This is a genomic window from Paenibacillus pinistramenti, from assembly GCF_005869875.1.
In the GTDB taxonomy this organism is placed as follows: domain Bacteria; phylum Bacillota; class Bacilli; order Paenibacillales; family Paenibacillaceae; genus Fontibacillus; species Fontibacillus pinistramenti.
Genome location: NZ_VAWG01000002.1, coordinates 341,843 through 366,414 on the forward strand (window position 1 = coordinate 341,843; position 24,572 = coordinate 366,414).

At 52.9% G+C, this 24,572-nt stretch carries 19 protein-coding genes; 10 read left to right on the forward strand and 9 right to left on the reverse strand.

Features of this window, described 5'->3' with window-relative positions; all coding sequences use genetic code 11:
- Positions 1-242: 242 nt before the first annotated feature.
- Positions 243-1,718, forward strand: coding sequence for an MFS transporter (locus FCN15_RS04325; RefSeq protein WP_138493752.1), 1,476 nt, complete (start codon positions 243-245; stop codon positions 1,716-1,718).
- A gap of 135 nt (positions 1,719-1,853) precedes the next feature.
- Here the strand turns inward: FCN15_RS04325 and tpx are convergent, their stop codons facing one another.
- A complete protein-coding gene (tpx, locus tag FCN15_RS04330) occupies positions 1,854-2,372 on the reverse strand; it encodes a thiol peroxidase (protein WP_138493753.1) in 519 nt (172 codons plus the stop codon).
- Positions 2,373-2,620: 248 nt separating this feature from the next.
- On the opposite strand from tpx, the gene FCN15_RS04335 reads away from it, so the two are divergent.
- From FCN15_RS04335 to FCN15_RS04345, 3 genes are all read left to right on the forward strand, one after another.
- Positions 2,621-3,172, forward strand: a complete 552-nt coding sequence (locus tag FCN15_RS04335) for an NADPH-dependent FMN reductase (RefSeq protein ID WP_138493754.1) — start codon at positions 2,621-2,623, stop codon at positions 3,170-3,172.
- Between the two features lie 141 nt (positions 3,173-3,313).
- The gene (locus FCN15_RS04340) at positions 3,314-4,093 is read left to right on the forward strand and encodes a Cof-type HAD-IIB family hydrolase (protein ID WP_138493755.1); all 780 of its coding nucleotides are present in this window, start codon (positions 3,314-3,316) and stop codon (positions 4,091-4,093) included.
- Positions 4,094-4,171: 78 nt separating this feature from the next.
- Positions 4,172-4,930 (forward strand): spermidine synthase, encoded by a 759-nt coding sequence (locus FCN15_RS04345; RefSeq protein ID WP_203232078.1) that lies wholly within the window; start codon positions 4,172-4,174, stop codon positions 4,928-4,930.
- A 121-nt stretch (positions 4,931-5,051) separates the two neighbouring features.
- On the opposite strand, the gene cysI is transcribed toward FCN15_RS04345, so the two are convergent.
- Positions 5,052-6,776 carry an assimilatory sulfite reductase (NADPH) hemoprotein subunit gene (gene cysI, locus FCN15_RS04350; protein WP_138493756.1) on the reverse strand — a complete coding sequence of 575 codons (1,725 nt, stop codon included), beginning with the start codon at positions 6,774-6,776 and terminating at the stop codon, positions 5,052-5,054.
- Positions 6,777-6,825: 49 nt separating this feature from the next.
- The gene (locus FCN15_RS04355) at positions 6,826-8,664 is read right to left on the reverse strand and encodes an assimilatory sulfite reductase (NADPH) flavoprotein subunit (protein ID WP_138493757.1); all 1,839 of its coding nucleotides are present in this window, start codon (positions 8,662-8,664) and stop codon (positions 6,826-6,828) included.
- 297 nt (positions 8,665-8,961) lie between these two features.
- On the opposite strand from FCN15_RS04355, the gene FCN15_RS04360 reads away from it, so the two are divergent.
- Both FCN15_RS04360 and FCN15_RS04365 read left to right on the forward strand, forming a co-directional pair.
- Positions 8,962-10,821 carry an LTA synthase family protein gene (locus FCN15_RS04360; protein ID WP_420819540.1) on the forward strand — a complete coding sequence of 620 codons (1,860 nt, stop codon included), beginning with the start codon at positions 8,962-8,964 and terminating at the stop codon, positions 10,819-10,821.
- A gap of 305 nt (positions 10,822-11,126) precedes the next feature.
- A complete protein-coding gene (locus FCN15_RS04365; RefSeq protein WP_138493758.1) occupies positions 11,127-12,356 on the forward strand; it encodes a sugar efflux transporter in 1,230 nt (409 codons plus the stop codon).
- Between the two features lie 103 nt (positions 12,357-12,459).
- On the opposite strand, the gene FCN15_RS04370 is transcribed toward FCN15_RS04365, so the two are convergent.
- Together FCN15_RS04370 and FCN15_RS04375 are read right to left on the reverse strand one after the other, a co-directional pair.
- Complete coding sequence (locus tag FCN15_RS04370) at positions 12,460-13,581, reverse strand: DNA alkylation repair protein (protein WP_138493759.1); 1,122 nt, start codon at positions 13,579-13,581, stop codon at positions 12,460-12,462.
- Between the two features lie 83 nt (positions 13,582-13,664).
- A complete protein-coding gene (locus tag FCN15_RS04375) occupies positions 13,665-15,266 on the reverse strand; it encodes an acetate--CoA ligase (protein WP_138493760.1) in 1,602 nt (533 codons plus the stop codon).
- Between the two features lie 216 nt (positions 15,267-15,482).
- Here FCN15_RS04375 and FCN15_RS04380 point away from each other — a divergent pair, with 216 nt between their 5' ends.
- From FCN15_RS04380 to FCN15_RS04390, 3 genes are read left to right on the forward strand one after another with little or no spacing between them, the layout of a single operon-like run.
- Entirely contained in the window at positions 15,483-16,838 is a 1,356-nt protein-coding gene (locus FCN15_RS04380; protein ID WP_238996500.1) for an ABC transporter substrate-binding protein, read from the forward strand.
- Positions 16,839-16,870: 32 nt separating this feature from the next.
- Positions 16,871-17,806: a carbohydrate ABC transporter permease gene (locus FCN15_RS04385; RefSeq protein WP_138493761.1), complete on the forward strand. Its 936-nt coding sequence runs from the start codon at positions 16,871-16,873 to the stop codon at positions 17,804-17,806.
- On the forward strand, positions 17,806-18,720 hold the full coding sequence (locus tag FCN15_RS04390; protein WP_238996501.1) for a carbohydrate ABC transporter permease: 915 nt from the start codon (positions 17,806-17,808) through the stop codon (positions 18,718-18,720). The genes FCN15_RS04385 and FCN15_RS04390 overlap by 1 nt, the downstream gene beginning before the upstream one ends.
- Before the next feature lie 138 nt (positions 18,721-18,858).
- Here FCN15_RS04390 and FCN15_RS04395 read toward each other — a convergent pair whose 3' ends face one another.
- Entirely contained in the window at positions 18,859-20,337 is a 1,479-nt protein-coding gene (locus tag FCN15_RS04395) for a TrkH family potassium uptake protein (RefSeq protein ID WP_238996502.1), read from the reverse strand.
- An 18-nt stretch (positions 20,338-20,355) separates the two neighbouring features.
- Positions 20,356-21,603 (reverse strand): cation:proton antiporter, encoded by a 1,248-nt coding sequence (locus FCN15_RS04400; RefSeq protein ID WP_138493762.1) that lies wholly within the window; start codon positions 21,601-21,603, stop codon positions 20,356-20,358.
- A 135-nt stretch (positions 21,604-21,738) separates the two neighbouring features.
- On the opposite strand from FCN15_RS04400, the gene FCN15_RS04405 reads away from it, so the two are divergent.
- A complete protein-coding gene (locus FCN15_RS04405; protein ID WP_238996503.1) occupies positions 21,739-22,581 on the forward strand; it encodes a class I SAM-dependent methyltransferase in 843 nt (280 codons plus the stop codon).
- Between the two features lie 30 nt (positions 22,582-22,611).
- On the opposite strand, the gene thpR is transcribed toward FCN15_RS04405, so the two are convergent.
- Both thpR and thiO read right to left on the reverse strand, forming a co-directional pair.
- Positions 22,612-23,232, reverse strand: coding sequence for an RNA 2',3'-cyclic phosphodiesterase (gene thpR / locus FCN15_RS04410; protein WP_238996504.1), 621 nt, complete (start codon positions 23,230-23,232; stop codon positions 22,612-22,614).
- Between the two features lie 212 nt (positions 23,233-23,444).
- Positions 23,445-24,566 (reverse strand): glycine oxidase ThiO, encoded by a 1,122-nt coding sequence (gene thiO, locus FCN15_RS04415; RefSeq protein ID WP_138493764.1) that lies wholly within the window; start codon positions 24,564-24,566, stop codon positions 23,445-23,447.
- Between the last annotated feature and the right edge of the window lie 6 nt (positions 24,567-24,572).

Genomic DNA, 24,572 nt, shown 5'->3' on the forward strand with positions numbered 1-24,572 from the left:
TCTTCTTCAAGAGCATAGATCATACAAGTATAGATCATATTATTCTAAGAAACCTGGGCGCGTACGCATACTCTACGCACACTCTACGCATACTCAACGGCTTCCGTACACTCCATTGCTTTAGAAAAAGTTTACCTCAAATTAGTTGCATCCGCAACAAATTCGAAGTACACTAGGAAGAGATTCGTTAGTTGCGGACGCAACTAACTTGCTACTATCTTTGATTCGAGGTGTTTGCATTCATGAATCCATTGTCGGCTGCTCCCCGCAGGACCTACCAGGACGATCCCGAAATTCAAAAGAGACGCTGGATCATTCTGATTGTAATGAATTTATTTACCTTCATGTCTACGCTGGACGGAAGTATCGTCAATATTGCCCTGCCGGTTATTTCAAAGAACCTGAATCTGCCTGTAGCAAAGACGGAATGGGTCGTGACCAGCTACCTGATGACCATATGCGCTGCCATCCTGTTCTTTGGCAAGTTAGGCGATATTGCCGGCAAAATCAAGATTTTTAAAATCGGCATGGTCATCTTTATTATCGGCTCTGCGTTGTGCGGCTTCAGCCAGACACTGCCCCTGCTGATTGCCTCCCGCGTTATTCAAGCTGTCGGTGCGGCCATGACGATGGCGAACAGCCAGGGCATTGTTACAGACATCTTCCCTTCGACTGAGCGGGGGAAGGCGCTTGGGCTTGTAGGAACTTTCGTTTCGTTAGGCAGCATTGCGGGTCCAAGTCTCGGCGGGGTTATTGTATCCGCGCTGGGCTGGGAATATATTTTCTGGGTTAACCTGCCGGTCGGTATAATCGCCTTCATCTTTGGGGTAAAAGTTCTGCCTAAAGATCTGACCCGACTCAAGGTCAAAATGGATGCTTCCGGCAGCGTGCTGTTTACGCTGTTCATTCTGGCTTTATTCTCCGGCCTGCTGCTCGGCCAGCAGTACGGGTACGGGAATACCGGCATTATCACTGCTTTGATTCTTGCTGCCCTGCTGATCGCGGTATTTCTATGGATGGAATCGGGCAAGCAGGCGCCGCTGCTGCAGCTGTCCATGTTCAAGAACCCGCTCTTCTCGCTGAGCATCACCTGCGGCTTTCTGGTCTTCGTTGCCAACTTCTGCTACAACATCATTGCTCCCTTCTACGCTCAGAGCATATTGAACCTTTCGCCGTCCCACGCCGGATTTCTGCTCATGCTGTTTCCGATTGTGATGGTGGTCGTAGCTCCGCTCAGCGGGGCGCTGTCGGACAAAATAGGCTCCGAGCTCCTGACCTTTATCGGCCTTATCGTCTCCGTTATCGCCCAGGTCGGGTTTGCGAATCTGCATGAAGGCAGCTCCGTGCCGGTCGTCGGCGTATGGATTGCGCTGCTCGGGTTAGGCAACGGCGTATTTCAGTCGCCGAACAACTCGCTCGTCATGTCGCGTATTCCGAAGACACAGCTTGGCATCGCCGGCAGCATCAATTCACTGATCCGGAATGTCGGCATGGTGGTCGGGATTACGCTCGCGACAACGACGCTGTTTGGAGTCATGAGCTCCGAGGCGGGACACCGGGTAACCGGATTGATTCCAGGGAAACCGGAGATTTTTATCACCGGCATGCACGTCGTCTTTATGGTCTCTGCATCCATCTGTACACTGGCCGCCCTGCTCACCGGCTTCCGACTGCTGAATTCCAGACGGGCGTCAAGCGTGAAGCAGAGCGAAGCCTGAACAGGGACGGATCGGGCATGAGCACTCTTGAAAAATAAATACAGCCCCGGACAAGCCCATGCGCCTAAACAAGGCGTGCTGCTCTCCGGGGCTGTTCTATTTTTACTCAATAATACGGGCTGCAGGCTTGATAGATTAAACCAGCTCTCGCAGCGCTGCCATAGCCGCGTCATAATCAGGATGGTCCGTCATTTCACCCAGGTATTCTACATAACGGATCGTGTCGTCAGCATCAATGATGAAGATCGAACGCATATCAAGCTGCAGCTCCTTGATCAGAACACCGTAAGCTGTGCCAAAGGAACGGTGCTTGTAATCCGTGAGCGTCTCCACTCGGTCTATGCCGGCAGCGGAACAGAAGCGGCTTTGGGCAAACGGCAGGTCGACCGAAATGGTCAGCACCACGACGTCGTCTCCCAGCTTGGAAGCTTCTTCATTAAACCGGCGGGTCTGCGCGTCACAAACACCTGTGTCCAGGGAAGGCACCACCGAGATCAATTTGATTTTGCCCGCGTAATCCGACAACCCGCCCTCCGTTACCAAATCCTTATTAATCCGGAAATCAGGCGCTTTATCGCCGGCTTTCAGCTCCGGGCCGATTAGCGTAATCGGGCTGCCTGCAAAAGTTGCTGCTCCAGTGCGTTCTTGTGTCATTTCAAATTCCTCCAATGTCATTTAATTAAGAGTAACCGCTGCATTTATTTATATTGCGCACAATTAATTTATACACAACTTAATAGCTTCTGTCAAGCTGAATTCTCCTATCCAATATAGTCAGCCCGTGCTTCTCTTCCCCAGATAGAGAAATTAGTTGAAAAAAATGATAAAATTCAAATGCAGCTATCCAAATAGAAAAATACATAGAGAACAGCAAGCATTTCGGAATAAGGAGGAATGGCCCTTTGAAAATTGCGGCTATTATCGGAAGTTTGAGGAAAGATTCATTTAACATGAAGCTTGGCCAGTTTATGAAGGAGCATTTCAAGAATAAGCTTGAGATTGAATTTGTGAAGATCGGGGAGCTTCCCTTTTTTAACCAGGACATTGAAATGGATCCCCCGGAAAGTGTCAGGAGCTTTAAGCACACTATAGATATGGCAGACGCTGTGTTATGGATAACGCCGGAGTATAATTACTCGATTCCGGGTGTCACCAAGAATGCGATTGACTGGCTCTCACGCGGTGACAAGGTCATGAAAGGCAAGCCCTCCTGGATTATCGGCTCCTCCATGGGGTTTCTGGGAAGTGTGAGAGCTCAGCTGCATTTAAGAGAGATCTTGTTCTCCCCTAACATCGCCTCTCCCTTCTTCGCTGGCAATGAGGTCTACATCGGCACGGCTCACGACAAATTTAACAAGCAGGGCGAGCTTATTCATGAACCGACGATTCGTTTCCTTGAGACTGTAACAGATAACTTTCTGGAGTGGATGGAATCCGGCGCTTGGCGGGTATAATTGACGAAGGCTGGGCACTAAGCATTAATAAGCCGGTTAGAAGAAAGGCAGTAAGAATAAAGAAGGTTTGTTATAATGAGAATTACTGATTGAAATTACAGCATGAAATTACAGTTAAATTTCTGAAAGAATGGTGAAAAAATGACAGAAAAAAGCATTATTTTCTTCGACATCGACGGAACCCTGCTCGGCTCGGACAAGAAACTACCGGCTTCCACCAAAGAAGCGGTATTTGCGCTGAAGAGGCTTGGACATGAGGTTGCGATCGCAACTGGGCGTGCTCCATTTATGTTCGAAGAGATCCGCAAGGAGCTTGAGATCGACACCTATGTCAGCTATAACGGGCAGTATGTCGTGCTGCAGGGTGAGGCGGTTTATAAGAACCCGATGGATAAAAAGGCCCTCCAGTCCTTAACCGACCTGTCTCTGAACCATAACCATCCGATCGTCTACATGGACCATGAAGATATGAAAGTTTCGATTCCGAATCATGAGTATGTTTCATCCAGTATGGCAAGTTTAAAAATCAGCGGGTTTCCCGCCCACGACCCTCTGTACTATCAGAACCGGGACCTCTATCAATCCCTGCTGTTCTGCGTGGAAGGCGAAGAGAAGCTCTATGAAGCTTCATGCCCCGCATTTGATTTCATCCGCTGGCATACCTACTCGGTCGACGTGGTTCCCGCAGGCGGCTCTAAAGCAAAAGGCCTCGTAAAAATAACCGAACAGCTGGGCATTCCTGCGGAGCATCAGTACGCCTTTGGCGACGGGCTGAACGACCTTGAAATGCTCAAGCTGATCTCCAACAGCGTGGCAATGGGCAACGGAGTGCCGGAAGCCAAAGCCGCAGCCAAGTATGTAACGAAGTCCTCTGATGAAGACGGCATTCTCCATGGGTTAAAAATGGTAGGGCTTCTGTAAAGAACCAGGCCCTGGCCATTTTACAAAGTCAATCCGCGGCGTATCCGCCGGAACGGGATCCAGTCAGGAGGTTGCGGTGTGCAGGAGCAGGTTCTGTTTCATGGCAAGTCCGATTATCATGAAATAACCATATTCGATACAGATGAACTGGACGGCATGAAAGGCCGCTTCCGGGTGATGCAGTTCGCCAGTCAGGCCAGCCAGGGAGCGATAGATCTTGATGACCCCTCCCGTATTCTGTTTGAATATCCCCAGGCAATCATTCATTTGATCGAGCACAATGCGCCTGCGTTTGAGCGGATATTCGCCATTGGTCATGGCGCCGGAACCCTCTCCCGGTATTTCTCCGCCAGGGGAATTCAAATCGCCGAGCTGGATCCGCTGGTCCTCCGGCTAAGCCGGGAATATTTCGGATACGACGCCGATTCCGTGATTGTGGGCGACGGAAGAAAGCTGCTTGAGCACCAGCCGTCCGGAGAACTGGATTACATCATCCTTGATGCCTTCAACGAGCAGGGCACGCCGGCGCATCTCGTGACCTCCGAGTTCTTTGCGCTCGCTTCTGCCAAGCTGAATGCAAACGGGGCAATCATTCTCAATGTTACCGGCAGAAGCGGCAATGACCGCCTGCTCAGCGCAGTGGCTGAAACACTGAATAATGCCTTTCCGTTCACAAAAATATTCTCGCTTAAGTCAGACCAAAGCGGTGACCCGACCAACTTCATTCTCGCCGGCTCTAAACAGCCTCTGTTCTGCCAGGCCCGCAGGATGGCCGGATTCAGTGAAACAAGGCTGCCCGCGGGTTATGTCCTCCGGGACGGGCAGCAGCGGGCTTGAGTGCCGTCCAGCAATAGGGAATACGGACTGAAAAATGTAAAAAATATAGAAAAGGCGTTCCCGCGGGAACGCCTTTTTCCTATAATCTTGACTACATGCAGTCAAAAGTTTATGAGATCAATTACGCGTGAAACTCCTGTCCGTCAAGCACTTCCTTCACATAGCCGGCACGAACGGTAAAATCACCGAAATGTTCACCTTCATGCCGTTCTTTGGCATAACGGTTAAAGATCGGGCGAAGCGATTCCAGAATTTCTTCTTCGCCGATATTTTCCTTGTAGAGCTTATTCAGACGGTTGCCGGCAAATCCGCCGCCAAGGTACATGTTGTACTTGCCAGGCGCTTTGCCGATAAACGCAAGCTCCGCCAGCGCCGGCCGGGCACAGCCGTTCGGGCAGCCGGTCATCCGGATCACAATATCTTCTTCACGCAAGCCCGCTTCATCGAGCATAGGCTCAAGCTTCTCCAGCAGGGCCGGCAGATAGCGCTCGGATTCAGCCATGGCAAGTCCGCAGGTAGGCAGAGCCACGCAGGCCATGGAGTTCCGCTTCAGTGCAGAATAATGTGCGCCGTCCGTAAGGCTGTACTGCTCGATCAGCTTCTGGATTTTCTTCTTCTTCTGGCTGCTGGCATTACCGATAATCAGGTTCTGATTCGGGGTCAGGCGGAAGTCGCCGTCATGAATTTTGGCGATTTCACGCAGGCCGGTCATCAGCGGATAACCTTCGAAATCCTTCACACGGCCGTTCTGGATGAACAGCGTGATATGCCATTTGCCGTCGCTTCCTTTGATCCAGCCGTAGCGGTCCCCGTTATGTTCAAAACGGTAAGGACGCGCTTCCTGCAGCGAGTAACCCAGACGCTTCTTCAGTTCTTCCACAAACCAGTCGATGCCCCGGTCATCAATTGTGTATTTGAAACGGGCGTGCTTGCGGACAGACCGGTCGCCGTAGTCCCGCTGAATGGTCACCGTCTTCTCTGCAACGTCGATCATTTGCTCCGGCGTGCAGAAGCCGATGACTTTGGAGACCTGCGGATACGTCTTGGAATCACCATGGGTCATGCCCATCCCGCCGCCAACCGCTACGTTAAAGCCGGCAAGCTTTCCGTTCTCCACAATGGCAATCAGGCCAAGATCCTGGGAGAAGACGTCCACATCGTTCGTCGGCGGTACTGCAATACCGATCTTGAATTTACGCGGCAGATAGACCGGTCCATAGATCGGCTCTTCCTCGTTATCCAGATCGCGGCTGTCGATTACCTTCTCTTCGTCCAGCCAGATTTCATGGTAGGCTCTTGTCCGGGGATCCAGATGGTTGCTCACCTTAGTCGCCCATTCATAGACCTCTTCATGAATTTCAGACTGGTACGGATTCGGGTTGCACATTACGTTACGGTTGACGTCCCCGCAGGCGGCGAGTGTGCTCAGGAGAGCCTCATTGACCTCACGGATTGTATTCTTCAGGTTCCACTTCAGGACACCATGCAATTGAAAAGACTGGCGCGTCGTCAAACGGATCGATCCGCTGCTGTATTTCTGGGCAACGCGGTCCATCATCAGCCACTGCTCAGGTGTGACCACGCCGCCTGCGGCGCGCACCCGAAGCATGAACTGGTACGCAGGCTCAAGCTTTGATTTCGCGCGTTCATTGCGAAGATCCCTGTCGTCCTGCATATAACTGCCGTGATGCTTCATCAGCCGGTTGTCATCCTCGGGAATGGAGCCGGTAATCGGGTCGGCCAATGTCTCGGTCAAGCTGCCGCGCAGATAGTTGCTTCTGCGTTTAATTTCTTCAACGTCGCTGTGTGGTGCGCTGTTAAGCGACAACAAATTATTTTCTGACATAAACCTTTATCTCCTTTCGCAGCCGGGTTGCTCTTCAATACTCTTAGCTTTAGTACACGTCACGCTGATAACGCTTCTGATCCTGCAGGCTGGACAAATAGTCCGCTGCTGCTTCCGGGCTCATGCCGCCCTCTTGAACAAGAATCGTCTGCAGGGTATTGTGCACATCATGCGCCATATGCTTCTCGTCACCGCATACATAGATGTACGCGCCGTCCTGAAGCCAGCTGTAGAGCTCCGCACTGCGTTCAAGCATTTTGTGCTGTACATAAACCTTCTGGTCCGAATCTCTGGAGAAAGCGACATCCATTCTGTTCAAGACGCCGTCCTTCAGCCATCGCTGCCATTCAACCTGATACAGGAAGTCTGTGGCGAAATGCTGATCCCCGAAAAAGAGCCAGCTCTTGCCGCCCGCACCCTGCTCTTCCCTTTCCGCAAGGAAGGAACGGAACGGGGCAGCGCCGGTGCCCGGACCGATCATAATGATCGGTGCCTCTGCATCTGCAGGCAGCTTAAAGTTCGGATTCTGCTGAATATACACCGGCAGACTGTCTCCCGCCTGAATCCGTTCAGCCAGATGGACGGAGCATACTCCGTAACGATTACGGCCGCCATTCTCGTAACGCACCGCTCCAACCGTGATATGCACCTCATCCGGAGTAGCCGAAGGGCTGCTCGAAATGGAATACAAGCGGGCCGGAAGCTTGCGGAGAATCGAAACAAACTCGCCTGCCGCAATGCCTTTCAGACCGTAGTCCTGAACCAGGTCAAGCAAATCACGGCCATGCAGATAGCTCCGCAGCTCCTGCTCACGTCCGGCTGCAAGCAGTTCGTTCAGACTGCTGCCCGGAGCGAGCTTGGCCGCCTGTTCGAGCAGGGGTTTGGTCAGTACAGTGATTTCATAATGACGGAGCAGCGCATCACGCAGCGGTCCGGTCTCTCCCTTCTTGCCGATAGCCACGGACTCCTGCGGGTTCCAGCCCATTGCCGCAATCAGCTCGTCCACAAGCTGGGGATGGTTCTCCGGGAAGATTCCGAGGCTGTCGCCCGGCTCGTAAGTCAGGTTTGAGCCTTCCAGGGAAATTTCCAGGTGACGCGTCTCCTTGTTCGAGCCCCGCCCGTTCAGGTTCAGATTCTCAAGCACTTCTGCATGGAACGGATTCGTTCTGGAATATTCCGACTGCACCTCAGCCGAAGGGGCTGATCCTGCTTCCGCGGCGCTTACAGGTGCTGCCGAGGCTTGCCCGAGGGCTGCAACAACCTGATTCATCCACTCTGCAGCAGGCTCATCAAAGTCTACGTCGCAGTCGCTGCGAGGTACGAGACGTTTCGCGCCGAGCTCTTCAAGGCGCTGGTCGAAATCCTTGCCGGTCTTGCAGAAGAATTCATAGGACGTATCGCCGAGCGCCAATACCGAATAATTCAGCTCTTTTAATTCCGGAGCCCGCTTGCTGTGAAGGAATTCGTGGAAAGAAAGAGCGTTGTCCGGCGGATCTCCTTCACCGTGTGTACTGGCAACGATAAATAAATGGTGGAGCTTCTTCAGGGTGTTCGTCTTGAACGCACTCATAGAGGATAAAGTAACACTAAAGCCCTGCTGCTCCAGCTTCTGGGTCAGCTTCTTGGCAAGCCCCTGGCTGTTACCGGTCTGGGATCCGAACAGCACCGTTGCTTCTTTAGGAACTGCTGCAGCAGGCGCTGCGGCAGCGGGAACAGATTCGGAAGAAGGGGCAGCTGCAGATCCAGCAGAGGCTGCCGCTCCTCCCTGCATGGCAGACAGGTAGCCGTTTAACCAGATTCGCTGCGAATCGGTTAAAGTGGGCAGGAGCTTGTTAAGCAGCTCCACCTGCTCCCCGGTAAAAGGACTGTTTGTGACTAGAAGTTCCAACAAAATCCACCTCGCAAAGCATGCTTGTTTTTTTGTAATTCCGCTTAAATTGATCAACATTGTATCTATTCAACGTATCGCTCATTTGAACGTACCATATAAGGCATAGACGGTCAATTCTCTTCCTCTTATAAAGATCATTAGTAATCGTTATAAATGCAATTCAGCTTAACGGTAAAGCTGGTGTTAAAGAAATAGATTTTTCCTCAGATTTGTAAGATAATAGACTGATGAGTTCGGCTCTTTGCCAGTATTAGTTTGCACAACCAGTTCATACGTTTAAGGGAGCGATCAAGTTTGTTGAACCAATTGTCCTGGAGAAAAATCTCGCTGCAGCCATTCCTCTTTTTCTCCATTGTCATGATTTTAAAAATGGTGCTTGTCTGGGCCGTTGTGTTTAAAGGCGAGGGCAGCCTCGTGCTTACACTGCTTACCGGCATCCCGCCGGTCTGGTTTATCTTCAGTCTCCTGGAGACCTATGCCTACAAGAGAAAGCTCAGCGCTTATCTCATTGCCGATTTGCTGCTGACCATTATCTATTTCGCGGTCATTATGTATTACAAATATTTTGGCGTCATTGTCACTTATCACGAGCTGCGGCAGGTCAATCAGGTGTCCGAGGTCAACAGCAGCGTGTTCTCTCTGATGGATCCTTATTATCTGTTCATCTTCACGGATATCGTGGTTATCTTTGTTCTGATGCTCTCCAATAACCGTTTCAAAGCCTTCGGCCGCAGTCTGCGCGTCCGCGGTCACCGCGGGATCTTCGGCACCGGCCAGGTTCTCATGCTGGTCCTGTGCGCTGCCATTATCTGGCCTTTCCGCAATGGCATGAACGAGCTGCAGCAGGCCAAGGACATGGGCATTATTAACTATGAAGTTTACGTCGCCTTTGCCCCTTCCAAAGACCTGAATATCAATCCCGATTCGGTAACACCGGAGAAGGTGACTGAGGTTAAAGGCAATCCTGAGCCGGCTCAGCCGGCTTATGCAGGTGTGGCGAAAGGCAAGAACGTCATCATTATCCAGCTGGAGGCCTTTCAGAATTTTCTTATTAATTTGAAGATCGACGGCCAGGAAATCACGCCGAACATGAATGCTCTGGTGAAGGATACCTACTATTTCCCGCATTTCTTCCAGCAGGTCGGCCAGGGCAACACAGCTGATGCTGAATTTGTCGTTAATACTTCTCTCTATGTGCCGCCTAACGGCGCCGCTTCCGAGGTGTATGCCGATAAAGTGCTGCCAAGCATGCCCAAAACCTTCGCCGCAAACGGCTACCGGACGGCTACCTTTCATACAAACAGCGTTATTTTCTGGAACCGGGATCAGCTGTACAAAGCCCTTGGCTGGGAAAAATATTACGACAACACCTTCTTCGGCGACAGCGATCCGGTAGCATTCGGCTCCTCTGACGAGGTGCTTTATGCCAAGACGGCGGAAGAGCTGGCCAAATATCAGCAGGAAGGCCAGCCGTTCTACGCGCAGATCATCTCCATGTCCGGCCACCATCCGTTCCGGATTCCGGAAGCGAAGTACAAAATGGAGCTGCCGGACCGCTTTAAAGGAACGCTGGTAGGCGATTACATCCAGTCGCAGAACTACGCCGATTATGCACTTGGACAATTCATTCAGGAGCTTAAAGCTAACGGCGTCTGGGACAACAGCGTAATTGTCCTGTATGGAGATCATCAGGGCCTTCCGGTCTACTCGCTGAACAATGCCGAGCAGAAGCTGATGAAGGAAATATACGGCAGGACTTACTCGGTTCCGGATATGATGAATATCCCGCTTGTGATGTCGATCCCCGGGGAAGGCGCCAAAGTGCTGGAGCAGGTCGGGGGCCAGTCGGACATTTATCCGACGATTGCCAACCTGATCGGAGTCTCGCTTAAGGATCAGGTCGTCTTTGGCCAAGATCTGTTGAATCATACGGATAATGTACTGCCAGAGCGCTATTACCTCCCATCCGGCTCCTTTGTTACCGAACAGGGCGCGTTTGTTCCGGGTACGGGCTACAGCGACGGCAAGACGTATAAACTCGACGGCACAACCGTGAACAAGCCGCTTGAAGATAAAACGGAATACGATGAGGCTCACAAGCTGATCAGCATGTCTGACAGCTATGTCTCCTCGCTTCCGAAGCGCCAGGACTAGCCCTGTTTGCCGCTGCCCGATGCTACTTGATGCTGCGGAGCAGCCAAGACAGCAATCTCTAAAGATATCGCCCGTGCTGGGCGTATAACGAAAGCGTACGTCTGCGGACGTACGCTTTGTTCTTTTTCTATAATAGACTGCAGCCGGTGTCCGTTTCGTTATGTTTGGTTATGGAAAGATGCGTTCACACGCGCTAGTCACCGTTATTTGCCGCTGTGCTTCCCTTCAACTTGTGCTAGAATAGTTCCTTGGGAATTCATCGCAACACTCACTATTCTTGATTTACAGCAACTGGAGGGAAATTCTTGATTGACCGGATAAGAAGCTTGTTCAAAATAAGAAATTACGGGATGTATGTGGTCACTATGCTGCTGATCGGCGTTTCAGTCGGAATGACCAGCCCCTATTTGTCGTTGTACTGCACCAAGGTCATTGGCATGACTACCGGCGCGTACGGTTTGTTTATGGCGATCCTCGCCATGAGCGGTGTTACGGTTAATACGATATTAGCCAAATTTTCAGATAACGGGCTGAACCGCAAGGCCGTCATTATTGCGGCCGTATTCTGCTCGGCTATGGGTTATGGTTCTTATTTGATTTTTCACCAATATATTGTGCTCTTGATCTGCGTATCGCTGCTCATCGGACTGGGCGCACCAGCGGTGCCGCAAATTTTTGCCTCTGCACGCGAAGCGGTCAACGAGAATAAAGAGGTCGATACGACCTTTGCTAATTCCCTGCTCCGCTCCTTATTCTCCGCCGGGTTCCTGATTGGCCCGCTGATCGGCAGCCTCCTGCTGGTGGGCGTTGGTTACAAGGGGGTCTTTCTCGGTACGTCTGCGACCTTTATCTGTGTCGGTCTGCTTGTTGTGCTGTTCCTGAACCAAAGGAAGACCGTGGCACCCGCTGTCAACGTGAAAGCCATTTCGGACAATATGAACGGTACGCTTGGCCTTCGCAATAAGCTCGTGCTGCTGCCTTTTATCACGCTTATCCTGCTTAACGGCTGCAACACCATTTATAATCAGACCGTTCCGCTGTTCATCGTTAATCAGCTGCATGGCACGGAAAGCCAGGCCGGATTTGTCATCGCCTTGAGTGCCGGACTGGAAATTCCGCTCATGATCGGCCTTGGCGGACTGGCTGCAAAAATCGGCAACCGGGCCATGATGATGATTGGCTGCGTGCTGGCTGCCTTTTACCACATCATTCTGCTCCTTGCCAATGATCTGTGGCAGATTATCGCCGGACAGCTGCTGCAGGCTTCATTCGTATCCATGGTGATCGCCATTGCGCTCAGTTATTTTCAGGACCTGCTGCCGGCACTGCCCGGGCTCGCGACCATTCTTTATACAAACGCTTCAACACTCGGACAGGTCGGCGGCAATCTTACTGGCGGTACGGTTGCGCAGGTTGCCGGCTTCCGCAATGTCTACTGGGTCTGCTTGACGCTGGTGCTGGTTTCGTTTGTGCTCTTGTCACGGACCAAGGCGACTGCGAAGCAATCCCGTCAAACCGCCGTCAAATCGGGTTGACAGCCTGACACTGAGGAGTTCAGTAATCCTCTATACGGACGCAAAAATAAACAGCTGTCCCCGGCCGGGGACAGCTGTTTAATATGTTCTCCTGCACTGCTCGCTACAGGCTCGCAGGTCCGGCTTCCGCCAGGTCCACCCAGGCTTCCGCAATCTCCTGCCCGCTGAGCAGCAGTACAATGCGGTGGCGGCCCGGATAATGGCGCCGCGTTGTCAGGTCTGCCCACCTGTGGATGCGGGTACCGGCAATCCGGGCTCCGCCCGGCACGGTTTTGTCTGAGAGCAGGAAGAGCTTGCGCGAGGTCTTCCCGCCTGATTTGACAAAGTCAATGCCGTATTCGAGCCGGATTAGGATGTCCTCGCCGTCACGGAGGCGCAGCTCATACTGCAGCTCGGAACTTTCGCCAATGGCGGCAGCTTGAGGATGAACGGTCAGCGATGCGGCAGCCGCGAGCGGCTCTCCGGCCTCCGGGTCCGCATAGCCAAAGATGGCCAGCGCCTCGGGATGGGCTTGCCGAACAAGATTCCGGCAGGCGTGCCGGACAATCCAGTCGGTATTGGGATCGCTGCCGATCCATCTGCGTGCTGTCTCCAGTACCAGCGCCGGGTGATCCTTGGCGATGTCATTCAGATTGTTAGCCACGCTCTTGCGCACATAGAGGGAAGGATCTGCCTTCAGCCGTTCAAGCACTGGAAGGATCGGCGAAGGGTCCTTCTTGAACATGCCCAGTGCCTGTCCCCAAGGCAGGCGCGGCCGGCAGCCTTCACTGGCCAGCCGGCGGACGTGCTCGTCCGCATGCCCGGCCCATTTCAGCATCTGGCTCATCATCCGCTTCGAGTCCCTCAGCAGGAAAGGCCGGACCGCAAATTCTGCGGAGGATTTTGGCGTGAACCGCTCTAATGCCTGCATCGACAGCTCCCAATCCTCTTCCGCCTGTCCATAGACCTCAACAAAGTCGGGAAAAATCAAATATGGAAATCCGCTGCATTCCTCATTGATGGCAAATAAGACCTCAATCGCATCCCTGTAATTCTGCGGCAAACAGCGGCCCAGCGTCCCGGTAATCCGGCGCATCCTGCCTTTCAGCTCCAGCTCCTCCCAGTCTGAAGCCATGGCTTCAGACACAAAGCCTTCCTGATCGAAGGCCGGATAAGCACCAGACAGCCTGCCGGCGAGCTGGTTCAGAAAGGACTCGTTGTACATATTTTTCAAAGGTTCTGCCAATTCAAGCGCTCCTCTCTAAACTTCCCGCCGCGGCGGGGATAATTCTCGGCGGCTTCGTGGACGGAACACCTCCAGAGCTGGATTTAATTCTTGTCGAGTCCGGCCAGCCGGTTCTCCTGCTGCCTTAGCTCCACCCGCCGGATTTTGCCTGAGCTTGTCTTCGGCAGATCGGATGTAAATTCGATTTTTCTAGGATACTTATAGGGAGCCGTTACCTGCTTGACATGGTTCTGCAGCTCTTTGGCCAGCTCAGGGGAAGCGTCCTCCGGATTTCTCAGGACAATAAACGCCTTGACGATATGGCCGCGAATTTCATCCGGACTCGCTACAACCGCGCATTCCTTGACAGCCGGATGCTTCATGAGCGCTTCCTCAACCTCAAACGGCCCGATCGTATAGCCGGAGCTGATAATGATATCGTCGCCTCTGCCCTCAAACCAGAAGTAGCCCTCTTCATCCCTCGATGCCCGGTCCCCGGTAATAAAATACTCGCCGCGCATATTCGCAGCCTTCCGCTCAGGCTCCTTGTAATACGTCCCGAATAAAGCCGGCATGTCCTGATGAACCGCAATGTTCCCCACTTCTCCGGCAGGAGCGGGACGGCCTTCATCGTCGACGATCTCCACAATTCCCGGCGCCAGGGCTTTGCCCATTGAACCGATGCGCAGAGGAGCGTCTTTCAGTGCGCCGATCAGCAGAGTGCTCTCCGTCTGTCCATAGCCGTCCCGGATGGTGATGCCCTGAAGGCGCTTGAAAATATCAATCACTTCGCGGTTAAGCGGCTCACCCGCAGACACCGCGCTGCGAAGCGCGCCCAGGTCATATTGTTCAAGGCCGCCCGTTTTGGCCATTAACCGGTATTCGGTAGGCGTGCAGCAGAGCACCTGAATCCGGTACTGCTCAAGCAGCTTCAAATAACGTTCTGGCGAGAAGGATCCGCTGTACACAAAGCCCGTAGCTCCCCGGCCGAGCACCGACAGGAAGGGGCTCCAGATCCATTTTTGCCAGCCTGGCGCCGCTGTAGCCCAGACCAGATCATTTTCATGAATATCAAGCCAATTCTCAGCCGCAATGCGCAGGTGCGCGTATCCCCAGCCGTGGCTGTGAACAACCCCTTTCGGATTCCCGGTTGTGCCGGACGTGTAAGCAAGAATCGCCATATCTTCCCGCCGCGTCGGAGCCGCTTCAAAGGTGTCAGGCTGCCCTTCCATAATCTGTTGGATGTCTAACCAGCCCTCCTGCGATTCTGCCGCCTCCTCCGAAACCGCAATCCGGTGAGCCAGATCAGGGAGCGGCTCTTCGATTTTGTTCACCTCGCCCGTAAATTGACTCCAGGCAAGCACCGCTTTAACTTCCGCATGCTGCAGACGGTAGAGCAGATCCTTGGCCCGCAGCAGCTCCGAGGAAGGAATGACCGCGACCCCCAGCTTCAGACAAGCCAGGTAGATCACGTATGCGATAATCGTGCGCGGTACCATGACCAAAACCCGGTCTCCCTGCACAAGGCCCAGCTTCTGCAGACCGGACGCCAGCCGGTTCGTCTGCGCCATCAGTTCTCCATAAGTAATTTCTTTAGAGGCCCCGCTTTCGTTCAGCCATCTGAGCGCTGTTCTGGCGGAAGGATGCTTCTCCATCTCCGACGTTATATTGTAAATTTCCGGTGCGACCCAATCTTGTACGCTCATCCAGTTATTCTCCTTTATTATCCAATTCACTGCTTAGGCTCCATTATAGCACTTTAAATTAGTATCTGGTACTAAATTTATAAGAAGCGCTATTATCCTGCTGTCTTTCGCCAACTTCTTACATTTATTTCTCCGGTTGTTGCAAAATTGCTTTCTTCGGTTAAATAAGTGTCATCATTACTTCATTATTGACTTCATTTAAGGGGGATTATCTACATGCCGTTTATGTCACTCCAAAGATTAAAGAAATCCTTGCAGCTCGGCGCTGTCGCAGCTCTTGTCTCCATGCTTGCAGCCTGCTCCGGCACTTCCGGGGGCCCCGCCGCCGCAGGCGATACTGCAGCAGCCGCGGCCAATACCGGCTCATCCGTCAGCCCCGAAGGACGGGTGGTGCTGAATTACTGGACCTGGTGGGGCTCGGAAACCCGCAGGCCGATTATCGAGAAGCTGGTCGACGACTTCAACAAGTCCCAGGATAAAATCTACGTGAAGCATACCTACTATCCTTACTCCGATATTTTCACCAAAGAGCTGGCAGCCGTATCGGCCGGCGACCCGCCTGACATTATGATGAACGACATCAATACAGTTCAGCAGCGCGCAAGCAAGAACCAGGCTATGAACTTGTCCAAATATGTGGAACGCGACAAGGTTCAGGACCGCTTTTTCCCGGAATTGTGGAACACGGTGCTATACAATGGCGATCCTTACGCCCTGCCGTTTAATACCGACACCCGCATGATGTTCTACAACAAGGATGACTTCAAGAATGCCGGCCTGGATCCGGAGAAGTTCCCTGATACCTGGGATGAGCTGGAACAGGCGGCCCAGAAGCTCGATCAGAAGCACGGTAACACGTACACGCATATCGGGTATTCACCGCAGTTTAACTCCGACTGGACCCTTCTCCAGCTGAACTTTGACGGCGGCCGCAACTTCTTTGACGAGAACGGAAATCCCGTAGTCAACGCTCCAGCTAAAGCCGAGGCGCTGCAGTACATCCTGGACAACGCCAAACGGCTCGGGCAAAAGAACATCGACGCCTTTAAAGCGGACTTCGGCAGCCAGCAGGCGAACCCTTTTCTATCCGGAAAAGTATCCATCTGGACAGACGTCACCAACTTCTACACGCAGATCCGAGATTACGGCGAAGGCATCAACTTCGGTGTAGCACCGCTGCCTGAAACCACAGAAGGCGCCGGGCACTGGAGCGTCGGCGGCGGCTTTGTCATCGAAATTCCTTACGGCGCCAAGCATCCGGACGAGGCCTGGGAATTCCTCAAGTATATGACCGATGTGGAGGCTCAGACGTACTGGGCAGAGAAGAATTTCGACAACGTGGCCAACGTGGAAGCTTCCAATGCGCCGGAGCTGCAGTCCAACCTGGTCTACAAAGCATCCGTTGACAATCTGAAATATACGAAGCTGACACCGAACCCGCTCAACGCACCCGATTACATGAATCTGATTAATCCGCAGCGGGATACCATTATGCTTGGACAAACCTCGATCCAGGACGGCTTGAACAAAGCGCAGGCCGATGTGGAGAAGCTGGTATCAGGCAGCAAATAAACAAGAAAACATTCTAGAAAGAGGTGCAGCACATGGCACACCATCAGCCAGCAGAAGCCGGAAAAGGCTGGTCGTTAGCCGGACGTGAAGCGCTCCAGGGGTATCTGTTCGTCAGCCCCTGGATCATCGGCTTCCTGCTCTTTACCGCCGGCCCGATGCTGTTCTCGCTTTATGCCAGTTTCACCAACTATGACATCACTTCGCAGATGGCCTGGATCGGCATTCATAACTATGACACGATGCTCAATCACGATCCGCTCTTCTGGAAATCGCTGCGCAATACGCTTTATTTCGTCGTCGTAAGCGTTCCGCTGCAAACCGCAGCGGGGCTTGTGCTGGCGGTCATTCTGAACCGGAAGATGCCGGGCATCCGGCTCTTCCGTACCGTGTTCTACCTGCCGTCCATTTTGTCCGGCGTCGGTGTTTATGTGCTGTGGATGATGCTGCTCTCCCCAAGCGCGGGTCTTGTGAACCTGACTCTTGGCTGGTTCGGCATTGACGGTCCGGCATGGCTCACCGATCCGGCCTGGACGAAGAACGCCATCATCCTGATGAAGCTCTGGGGCGCCGGCAGCATGATGCTGCTCTATCTGGCCAGCCTGCAGGGCGTCCCCCGCAAGCTGTACGAGGCGGCGGAGCTGGACGGTGCGGGAAGGCTCCGCAAATTCTGGCACGTTACACTGCCGATGATCACGCCAGTTATCTTTTTCGAGATTGTTACCGGTCTTATCGGCGGGTTTCAAATCTTTCAGGAAGGATACGTCATGGGCTACGGCAATGATCCCGGTGCGCCGATGAACTCCCTTCTCTTCTACAATCTGCACATGTTTCTTAAGGCCTTTAAAGTCTTTGACATGGGATATGCGATGGCGATGGCCTGGTTCCTGTTCCTGATCGTACTGCTGCTCACGCTGATTAATCTGACCTTGTCCAGATTCTGGGTGCATTATGAAGGAGGGGAACAATAATGAATATGACCGCCTTCAGCAAAAGGGAGTATCCCAGCGGGCAGGCGCGCAAGGCTGCATTCTTTGCCTTATCCCGGCGCAAGCCCCTCAGTGATAAGCTGATGACCCTGTTCATGCTGCTGCTGATGACGCTGATCGGTGTAATGATGCTTGTCCCGCTCTGGTGGATGATTTCAACCTCACTCAAGTCCATGCGGGAGATTATGGCATATCCGCCGACAATCGTGCCGGAGCACGTTCATTGGGATAACTATATTCATGCCTGGCAGAAAGGACACTTCGGGCGATACACGCTGAACACGCTCTTTCTCGCCGGAATTGGCGTACTCTCTCACGTCCTGTCCAATACGTTTGTCGCCTACGGCTTCGCCAAGATCCGGTTCAAAGGCAAGAAGCTGCTGTTCTCCGTCATGCTCGGCACAATGATGATTCCAAGCTTTGTGACGCTGATTCCGCAGTATATCCTGTTCTCAAAGCTTCATTGGATCAACACGTACCTGCCGCTGACGGTGCCCGGGTTCTTCGGGAGCGCCTTTCAGATTTTTCTGGTGAGACAGTTCTTCCTGACGATTCCGAATGAATTGATCGAAGCCGGCAAGGTGGATGGTGCCAGTCATTTCCGAATTTGGGGCCAGCTGATGCTCCCCCTCTCCCTGCCCGTCATTGCGACGATCGCGATTATGACGTTTCAGGGGGCATGGAACGATTTTACCGGCCCTCTCATTTACATCAATTCGGAGTCGCTGTTCAACCTGCAGATCGGCCTGCAGTCCTTCAAGAGCACCGAAACGACGCAGTGGCATTATTTAATGGCCGGTTCGGTCATCGTGCTGCTGCCTGTAGTTCTTCTGTTCTTCCTCTTTCAAAAATATTTCATCGAAGGCATGAACATTTCTTCGGGAACCAAGGGCTGAGCATCAGCCTAGAACTTTGGCTCGTCACAAACGTTTGCTGCAAAAACAATCAAGCCGGATGCTGAACCAGCATTCGGCTTGTTCGATTTTACATGGATATTGGCCTTCTTTCACATGAATATTGGCCTTTGGCCCTGGCTAACCAATTAATATTTTCTCTTCCGGATACTTGAGATTTGGAGCTTTGCGTGAGCGGGTCAGGGCTAATGCAATGGTCAGCGGTCCCAAACGGCCGACAAACATCAGCACCATAATGATGCATCTGCCCCAATCGCTTAAATGCGGAGTTACTCCCAGCGTGAGACCAACTGTACCGAATGCAGACACCGCTTCAAAAGCAAGATTCATTAATGGAATGCCGGTTTCCGTAATTTGCAGAAGGAAGCTTGCCGTAAAGACAAGCCCGATCCCGATCATGGCAATGGCCATTGCCCGGAAGACCAAATCCTTGGGAATTCTTCTCCGCAGGAAAGTAATATCCTCTCTCTGCTTGACGAATGTCCAAACAACCAGCAGCAGCAGGAAGAAGCTCGTGATCTTAATACCGCCCGCTGTTGAACCGGAAGCCCCGCCTATAAACATCAATCCCATCATCAGCATAACCGAATCACTGTTCATTTGAGTTAAATCGATTGTATTAAAGCCGGCAGTTCTGGGGACTGTTCCCTGAAAATAAGAGGCTATAATCTGATCGCTTAACGGCAGAGAGCCCAAGGTCAATGGATTGTGGCGCTCCAGCAGGAAAAATAGCACGGAAGCAGCCCCATTCAGCAGAAGGGTCACTGCCATTACCGTTTTGGTATTCAAGGACCATTGCCGGATGTTTCTCTTTTGCAGCACTTCCAGGATAACCGTAAAACCCAGCCCCCCAATAATATATAAAGAGGACAAGACCAGATTAACCGGCCAGCTGCCAACATAAGCCGTCATGCTTGCGTAGTTGCCCATAATATCGAACCCGGCGTTATTAAATGAAGAGATGGAATGAAAAATCCCGTAATAAACCGCCCAGCCTAACGGCATGTCTCTTGCCCAAGTCAATGCAAGCAGCAACGCCCCCGCCCCTTCAACAATCAGTGTCATCATCAGCACCATTTGGACCAGCTTGACAATGCCGGACAGGTTAAACTGGTTCAGCGCACTTTGTGCCATTAAACGGTTGGATAAGCTGATCTTCTTGCCCAACAGCAGCGCAACCAGAATACCAAAGGTCATGAAGCCCAGCCCGCCGACCTGGATAAGCAGCAATAGCACGATCTGGCCAAACGCTGTAAAGGTTGTTCCGGTATCGGTCACGACAAGCCCGGTTACACATACCGCTGATGTCGCTTCAAACAAGGCATCGAGAAAAGTAATGGCCTTGCCGGGTTTAAGAGAAACGGGAAGCATCAGGAGCAGAGCGCCAAGTACAATCAAGATCAGAAAGCCTAAAGATAAAGTTTGAGGAGGACTGAAGCGTATCTGGTTAATGCGCTTCAACTGCCTGTTTTGATTGCCGGGCTGATTATTGGGCTGATGATTAGGCAGCATTTTGTTTAGTCGTTTATTTGGGTTATGGTTCTGGTCTTGGTTCTGGTTTTGGTTCTGGAATTCGTTATGCGTTTTAGTTTGAAACATGCGTGTTACTCCTGTAAATTATTTTTGCCTGGCTGCAGCGCTGTCTGATTCCGGCTGGCTTAAACCGAGCTTGATCACCAAAGGTTTGATGGATAAGCCTTGTATAAGCAGTGAGAACAGCACCACGCTGAAAGTAAGAACAAGGACATCTCTTCTGCCCTCAAACGTTTCGGGAAGACTCAGTGCAAGCGCGAGCGACAAACTCCCCTTGAGTCCTCCCCAGTTAAGAACCATTTTCCAGGAAGAAGGAAAGGCTTTAAGCGGGGCGGTACTTACATATAAGGCTATCGTTCTGCCCGCAAGCACAATGAGCACGGCGGCTAACACAAGCGGCCACTGCCGGCCAAAGGTAATCCATTGAATCTCAAGCCCGATCATCAGAAAGATCAAGGAATTGGCAAGCAGGGTGATGGTGTCCCAGAACGAATTGATGTTCATTTGGGTCTTATCCGACATTCCCACTTTAGCGCCATAGCTTCCAAAGATCAATCCTGCTGTTACAACCGCAATAACGCCAGATACGCGAAAATGCTCCGCAATAAAATAGCAGCCGAAGAAGAGCAGCATGGAGAAAGCAATTTCCAGCGGATAGTCGTCATACAGGCGGAGAAGCTGCGAGAACACATAGCCAAGAACAGCACCCAGCGCCAGACCGCCCAATCCAAACTGGAAAAAGAGGAGCAAGCCATGTCCAAGACCTGCCCAGCCCATTTCCAGATAGGTAAACAGATACACCGAAGAAATTTGGAACAGCACGACCGCAATTCCGTCATTGAGCAGGGATTCTCCTTCAATAACCGTCACAATGGTCTTTGGAACCCCCATCGATTTAAAGATCGAGATTACACTAATCGGGTCCGTGGCGCTCATTAGTGCCCCAAAAGTAAAAGCAACAGGCAGGGGAAGCTTCAGCAGATAGTAACTAAGCAGAGCAATAACCGCAAAAGAGATCAAGGTCCCGCCAAACGCCAACGCTGCGACGGGTTTCGCTTGTTCCCTTAAATGTGACACGGGCATCTTAATGGCTGCGTCACCCAGCAGGATCGGCAGGAACAGGGAGATGATGATCCCCTGAAAAATATGTGACTGTGTAATAAAGGACTTCGCATCCTCCAGAGGAGGAATATCCGCTAATCCAATAATCAAGCCTACAATAACTAGAGCAATCGAGTAAGGAAGGTTTATTTTCTTGGAAAGTGCAATGACAAAAACCGATATGGCGAGCAGTACCAGCAATTCAATAAACACAGAATCAAAAGAATGCATTAGACCTCCCGGCAGAAACACCATTATTAGGTACAGTATATACATAAATAGCCGCTCACCATTCTGATGAATCGGGAAGTGCTGCTATAATTAGGGAATCCACACGATTTCGTTTGATAGAAAGGGGATAACCTGATGCTGGAACATGACCGAATGCTGGAATCTGAACAGACAAGAAACAACAATATTAACCGCTTTAACGGATTCGGACAGCTGTACGATGAGAACAGGCCGCAGGCGCCTGCCGCAATTATTCCGATTATTGAGGGTTATTTGGGCGGCGTACCGAACACGGTCGTCGATGTCGGCTGCGGCACCGGCCTGTCCTCCTTTATCTGGCTCGGCGAAGCGCAGCAGATCATAGGTGCCGAGCCCAACGACGACATGCGCGCTGCTGCGGTGGACAAATGGAGAAGGCTGGGCGAGCCAGCAGGCATTCAATTTGTAAGAAGACTGTCCCATCAGCTGGAGCTTCCCGGACATTCGGCAGACGTGATCACCTGTTCACAATCCTTTCATTGGATGGAGCCGGAGAGCACGCTTGCCGAGTTCGCTCGTGTCCTGAAGCCCGGCGGCGTGTTCGCCGCTTACGACTGCGATTGGCCGCCCGCCTTCCGCTGGGAGATCGAAGACCAGTATTTAAAGCTGCATGCGCTTGGGGATCATCTGGCCCGTGAGCTGGCTCCGCAGGACCAGCAGGCCAGGAAATGGAGCAAGGACGAGCATCTCAAGCATATCCGGGAATCCGGCCTGTTCCGGTATGCCCGGGAGATTGTGTTTCATCAGACGGAAAAATTTGATGCCGGCCGCTACGTGAATCTGGCTCTAAGCCAAGGCGGCATCCAAACCGCTTTAAAGCTGGGCGCACCGGATCTTCCGGAAGCGGTGGAAGCCTTTCGCGTGCAAGCCGAGGCGGCTTTTGCGGGGGAATCCCGGGATCTGCTGATCAGCTACCGGATGCGGATCGGGGTTAAATAAAAAATAGGCAGGCGCTTTGGCAAGCGTCTGCTATATTCCAAACCGTACTTGTGCAACGGCTTCATACATCGGCTGCCTGCCCATTCGGGTGCGGTACAACACAACCGAATCGGCTTGCCAGACGCCGAAATCAGACGGCTGGTCAAGGATGGAACCGTCGAAAGAGGCACCGTGGGCGGACTTGCGCGCCAGTGTGACGTGAGGACTGTAGGGCCGCTGTTCGGGAACAAAGCCAAGCGGCTCCAATGCCGATACCACTGTCTCGTGTAAATGAGCCAGCTTGTCCCTCTCTCCGGTCACCGCTGCCCAAAGCACGCGGGGGCTCTCGGGACGGCCAAATATGCCTGTTCCGGACAGCCCCAGCTCGAAAGGAGCTGTTGCTGCGGCAGCTGCGTGCAGGGCCTGTTCGATCCCGGGGACAGCAGGAGGAGCAACATCACCGAGAAACTGCACTGTGATATGGTAGTCCTCCGGAAACACCCATTTCTGAAACTTCAGCCTGCCGCGCTGCTCCCGGCACCAGGCGTCAAGGCGCTGCTTTATCTCAGCCGGAAGCGGCACGGCAGCGAATAACCGCCAGGGCGCTTGCTCCCTTTGTTCATTCGAAGCATCCGTTCCGCTGTTTTGGAAATGTTCATGGCTTGTATCCACGCCTAATCCCCCATCTCTTCGCATTGATCTCATTTCCGTTATCATAATATAGTTTCTGCAGGGATCAAAATCCCGGCTGAAAAAGAACCTTCCACGCTCATTAACGTTTCCATCAACAAAAAAAACGCCCCGACCAGCCTGGTCTGAGGCGTAGAATCTGCCGCTGTGCTGCTCCGTTTATGATAATCAAACTTCAAATCATCACTAAACCCTCACACCGGGCCGAACCGTTCGGGCCGGAATGCTGCGCACCAGGCCGGCAGCGCCCGCCCGTCAATGCAGTCGGCGGTCAGCTTCGCGGTCACCGGGCTGAGCAGTATGCCGTTCCGGTAATGACCTACCGCTAGGAGCACGCGGGGGTGTCCCTGCAGCCGCCCGATCAGCGGCGCCCCGTCCTGGGTGGCCGGGCGCAGTCCTGCCCAGCGGTGGAAGGGCTTCCGCCCCTCCAGAGCCGGGATCATTTTCTTATTCCAGTGAATAAGGCGGTCGATGCCTCTCTCCGTTACTGAAGTGTCGAACCCGGCCATGTCCTCGGACGCTCCGCACACCAGTGTCCCTCCTTCTTTCTGCACCAGATAACCCTGGCTGCTGAACACCATGTGCCTGAGCGGCGGATCACTGCCTTCTGCACGATAGGCGCAGATCTGCCCCCTGATCGGGCGCACCGGAATGCGAATGCCTAACAGGCCAGACCATTCGCCGGCCCATGCTCCGGCAGCGATGACCAGCTGGTCACCGGTGAAGAACCGGCCATCCGCTGCGGCTGCTTCAATCCGCTCATCCAGGTCTCCTAGCCGGATTCCGCCCAGGTCTTCCTCGATCTGCACGCCCAGCCTGCGGCAGCCTTGCTCCAGCGCTTTGACATAGTCAGGCGCATAGACATGGCTCTCCTCCGGCGTCCAAAGCGCCGCCCGCACCTGCCGGGACAGCTGGGCCTCGGCCGCGAACAGCCGGTCCCCCTCGAGGATTTCGGCCGAGGAGCCATGCTCCCGCTGCCACAGGCGGCGGCTCTCCAGGGCGAGCATATCCGCTTCATGGCAGACCGCATACAGGCTGCCGGAGGCCGTGTATTCAAAACCGCAGGCCGACACCTGCCTGACCCGTCTCTGCCATTCCGGATACAGCTCCAGACTTGCCCGGCACAGCTGGAAAAAATCATCCGGAGACTCCAGATTCTCCGAATAAGGCGCCAGCATCCCCGCCGCAGCTCCGGAAGCCTGGCCTCCGCAGCGGCCTGCTTCAAGCACTGTAACTTCATATCCCCGTCCAGCCAGCTCAAAGGCGCTGGCCAGACCAATCACTCCGCCGCCCATAACAAGGATGCGCTGCTTCATTGGTTA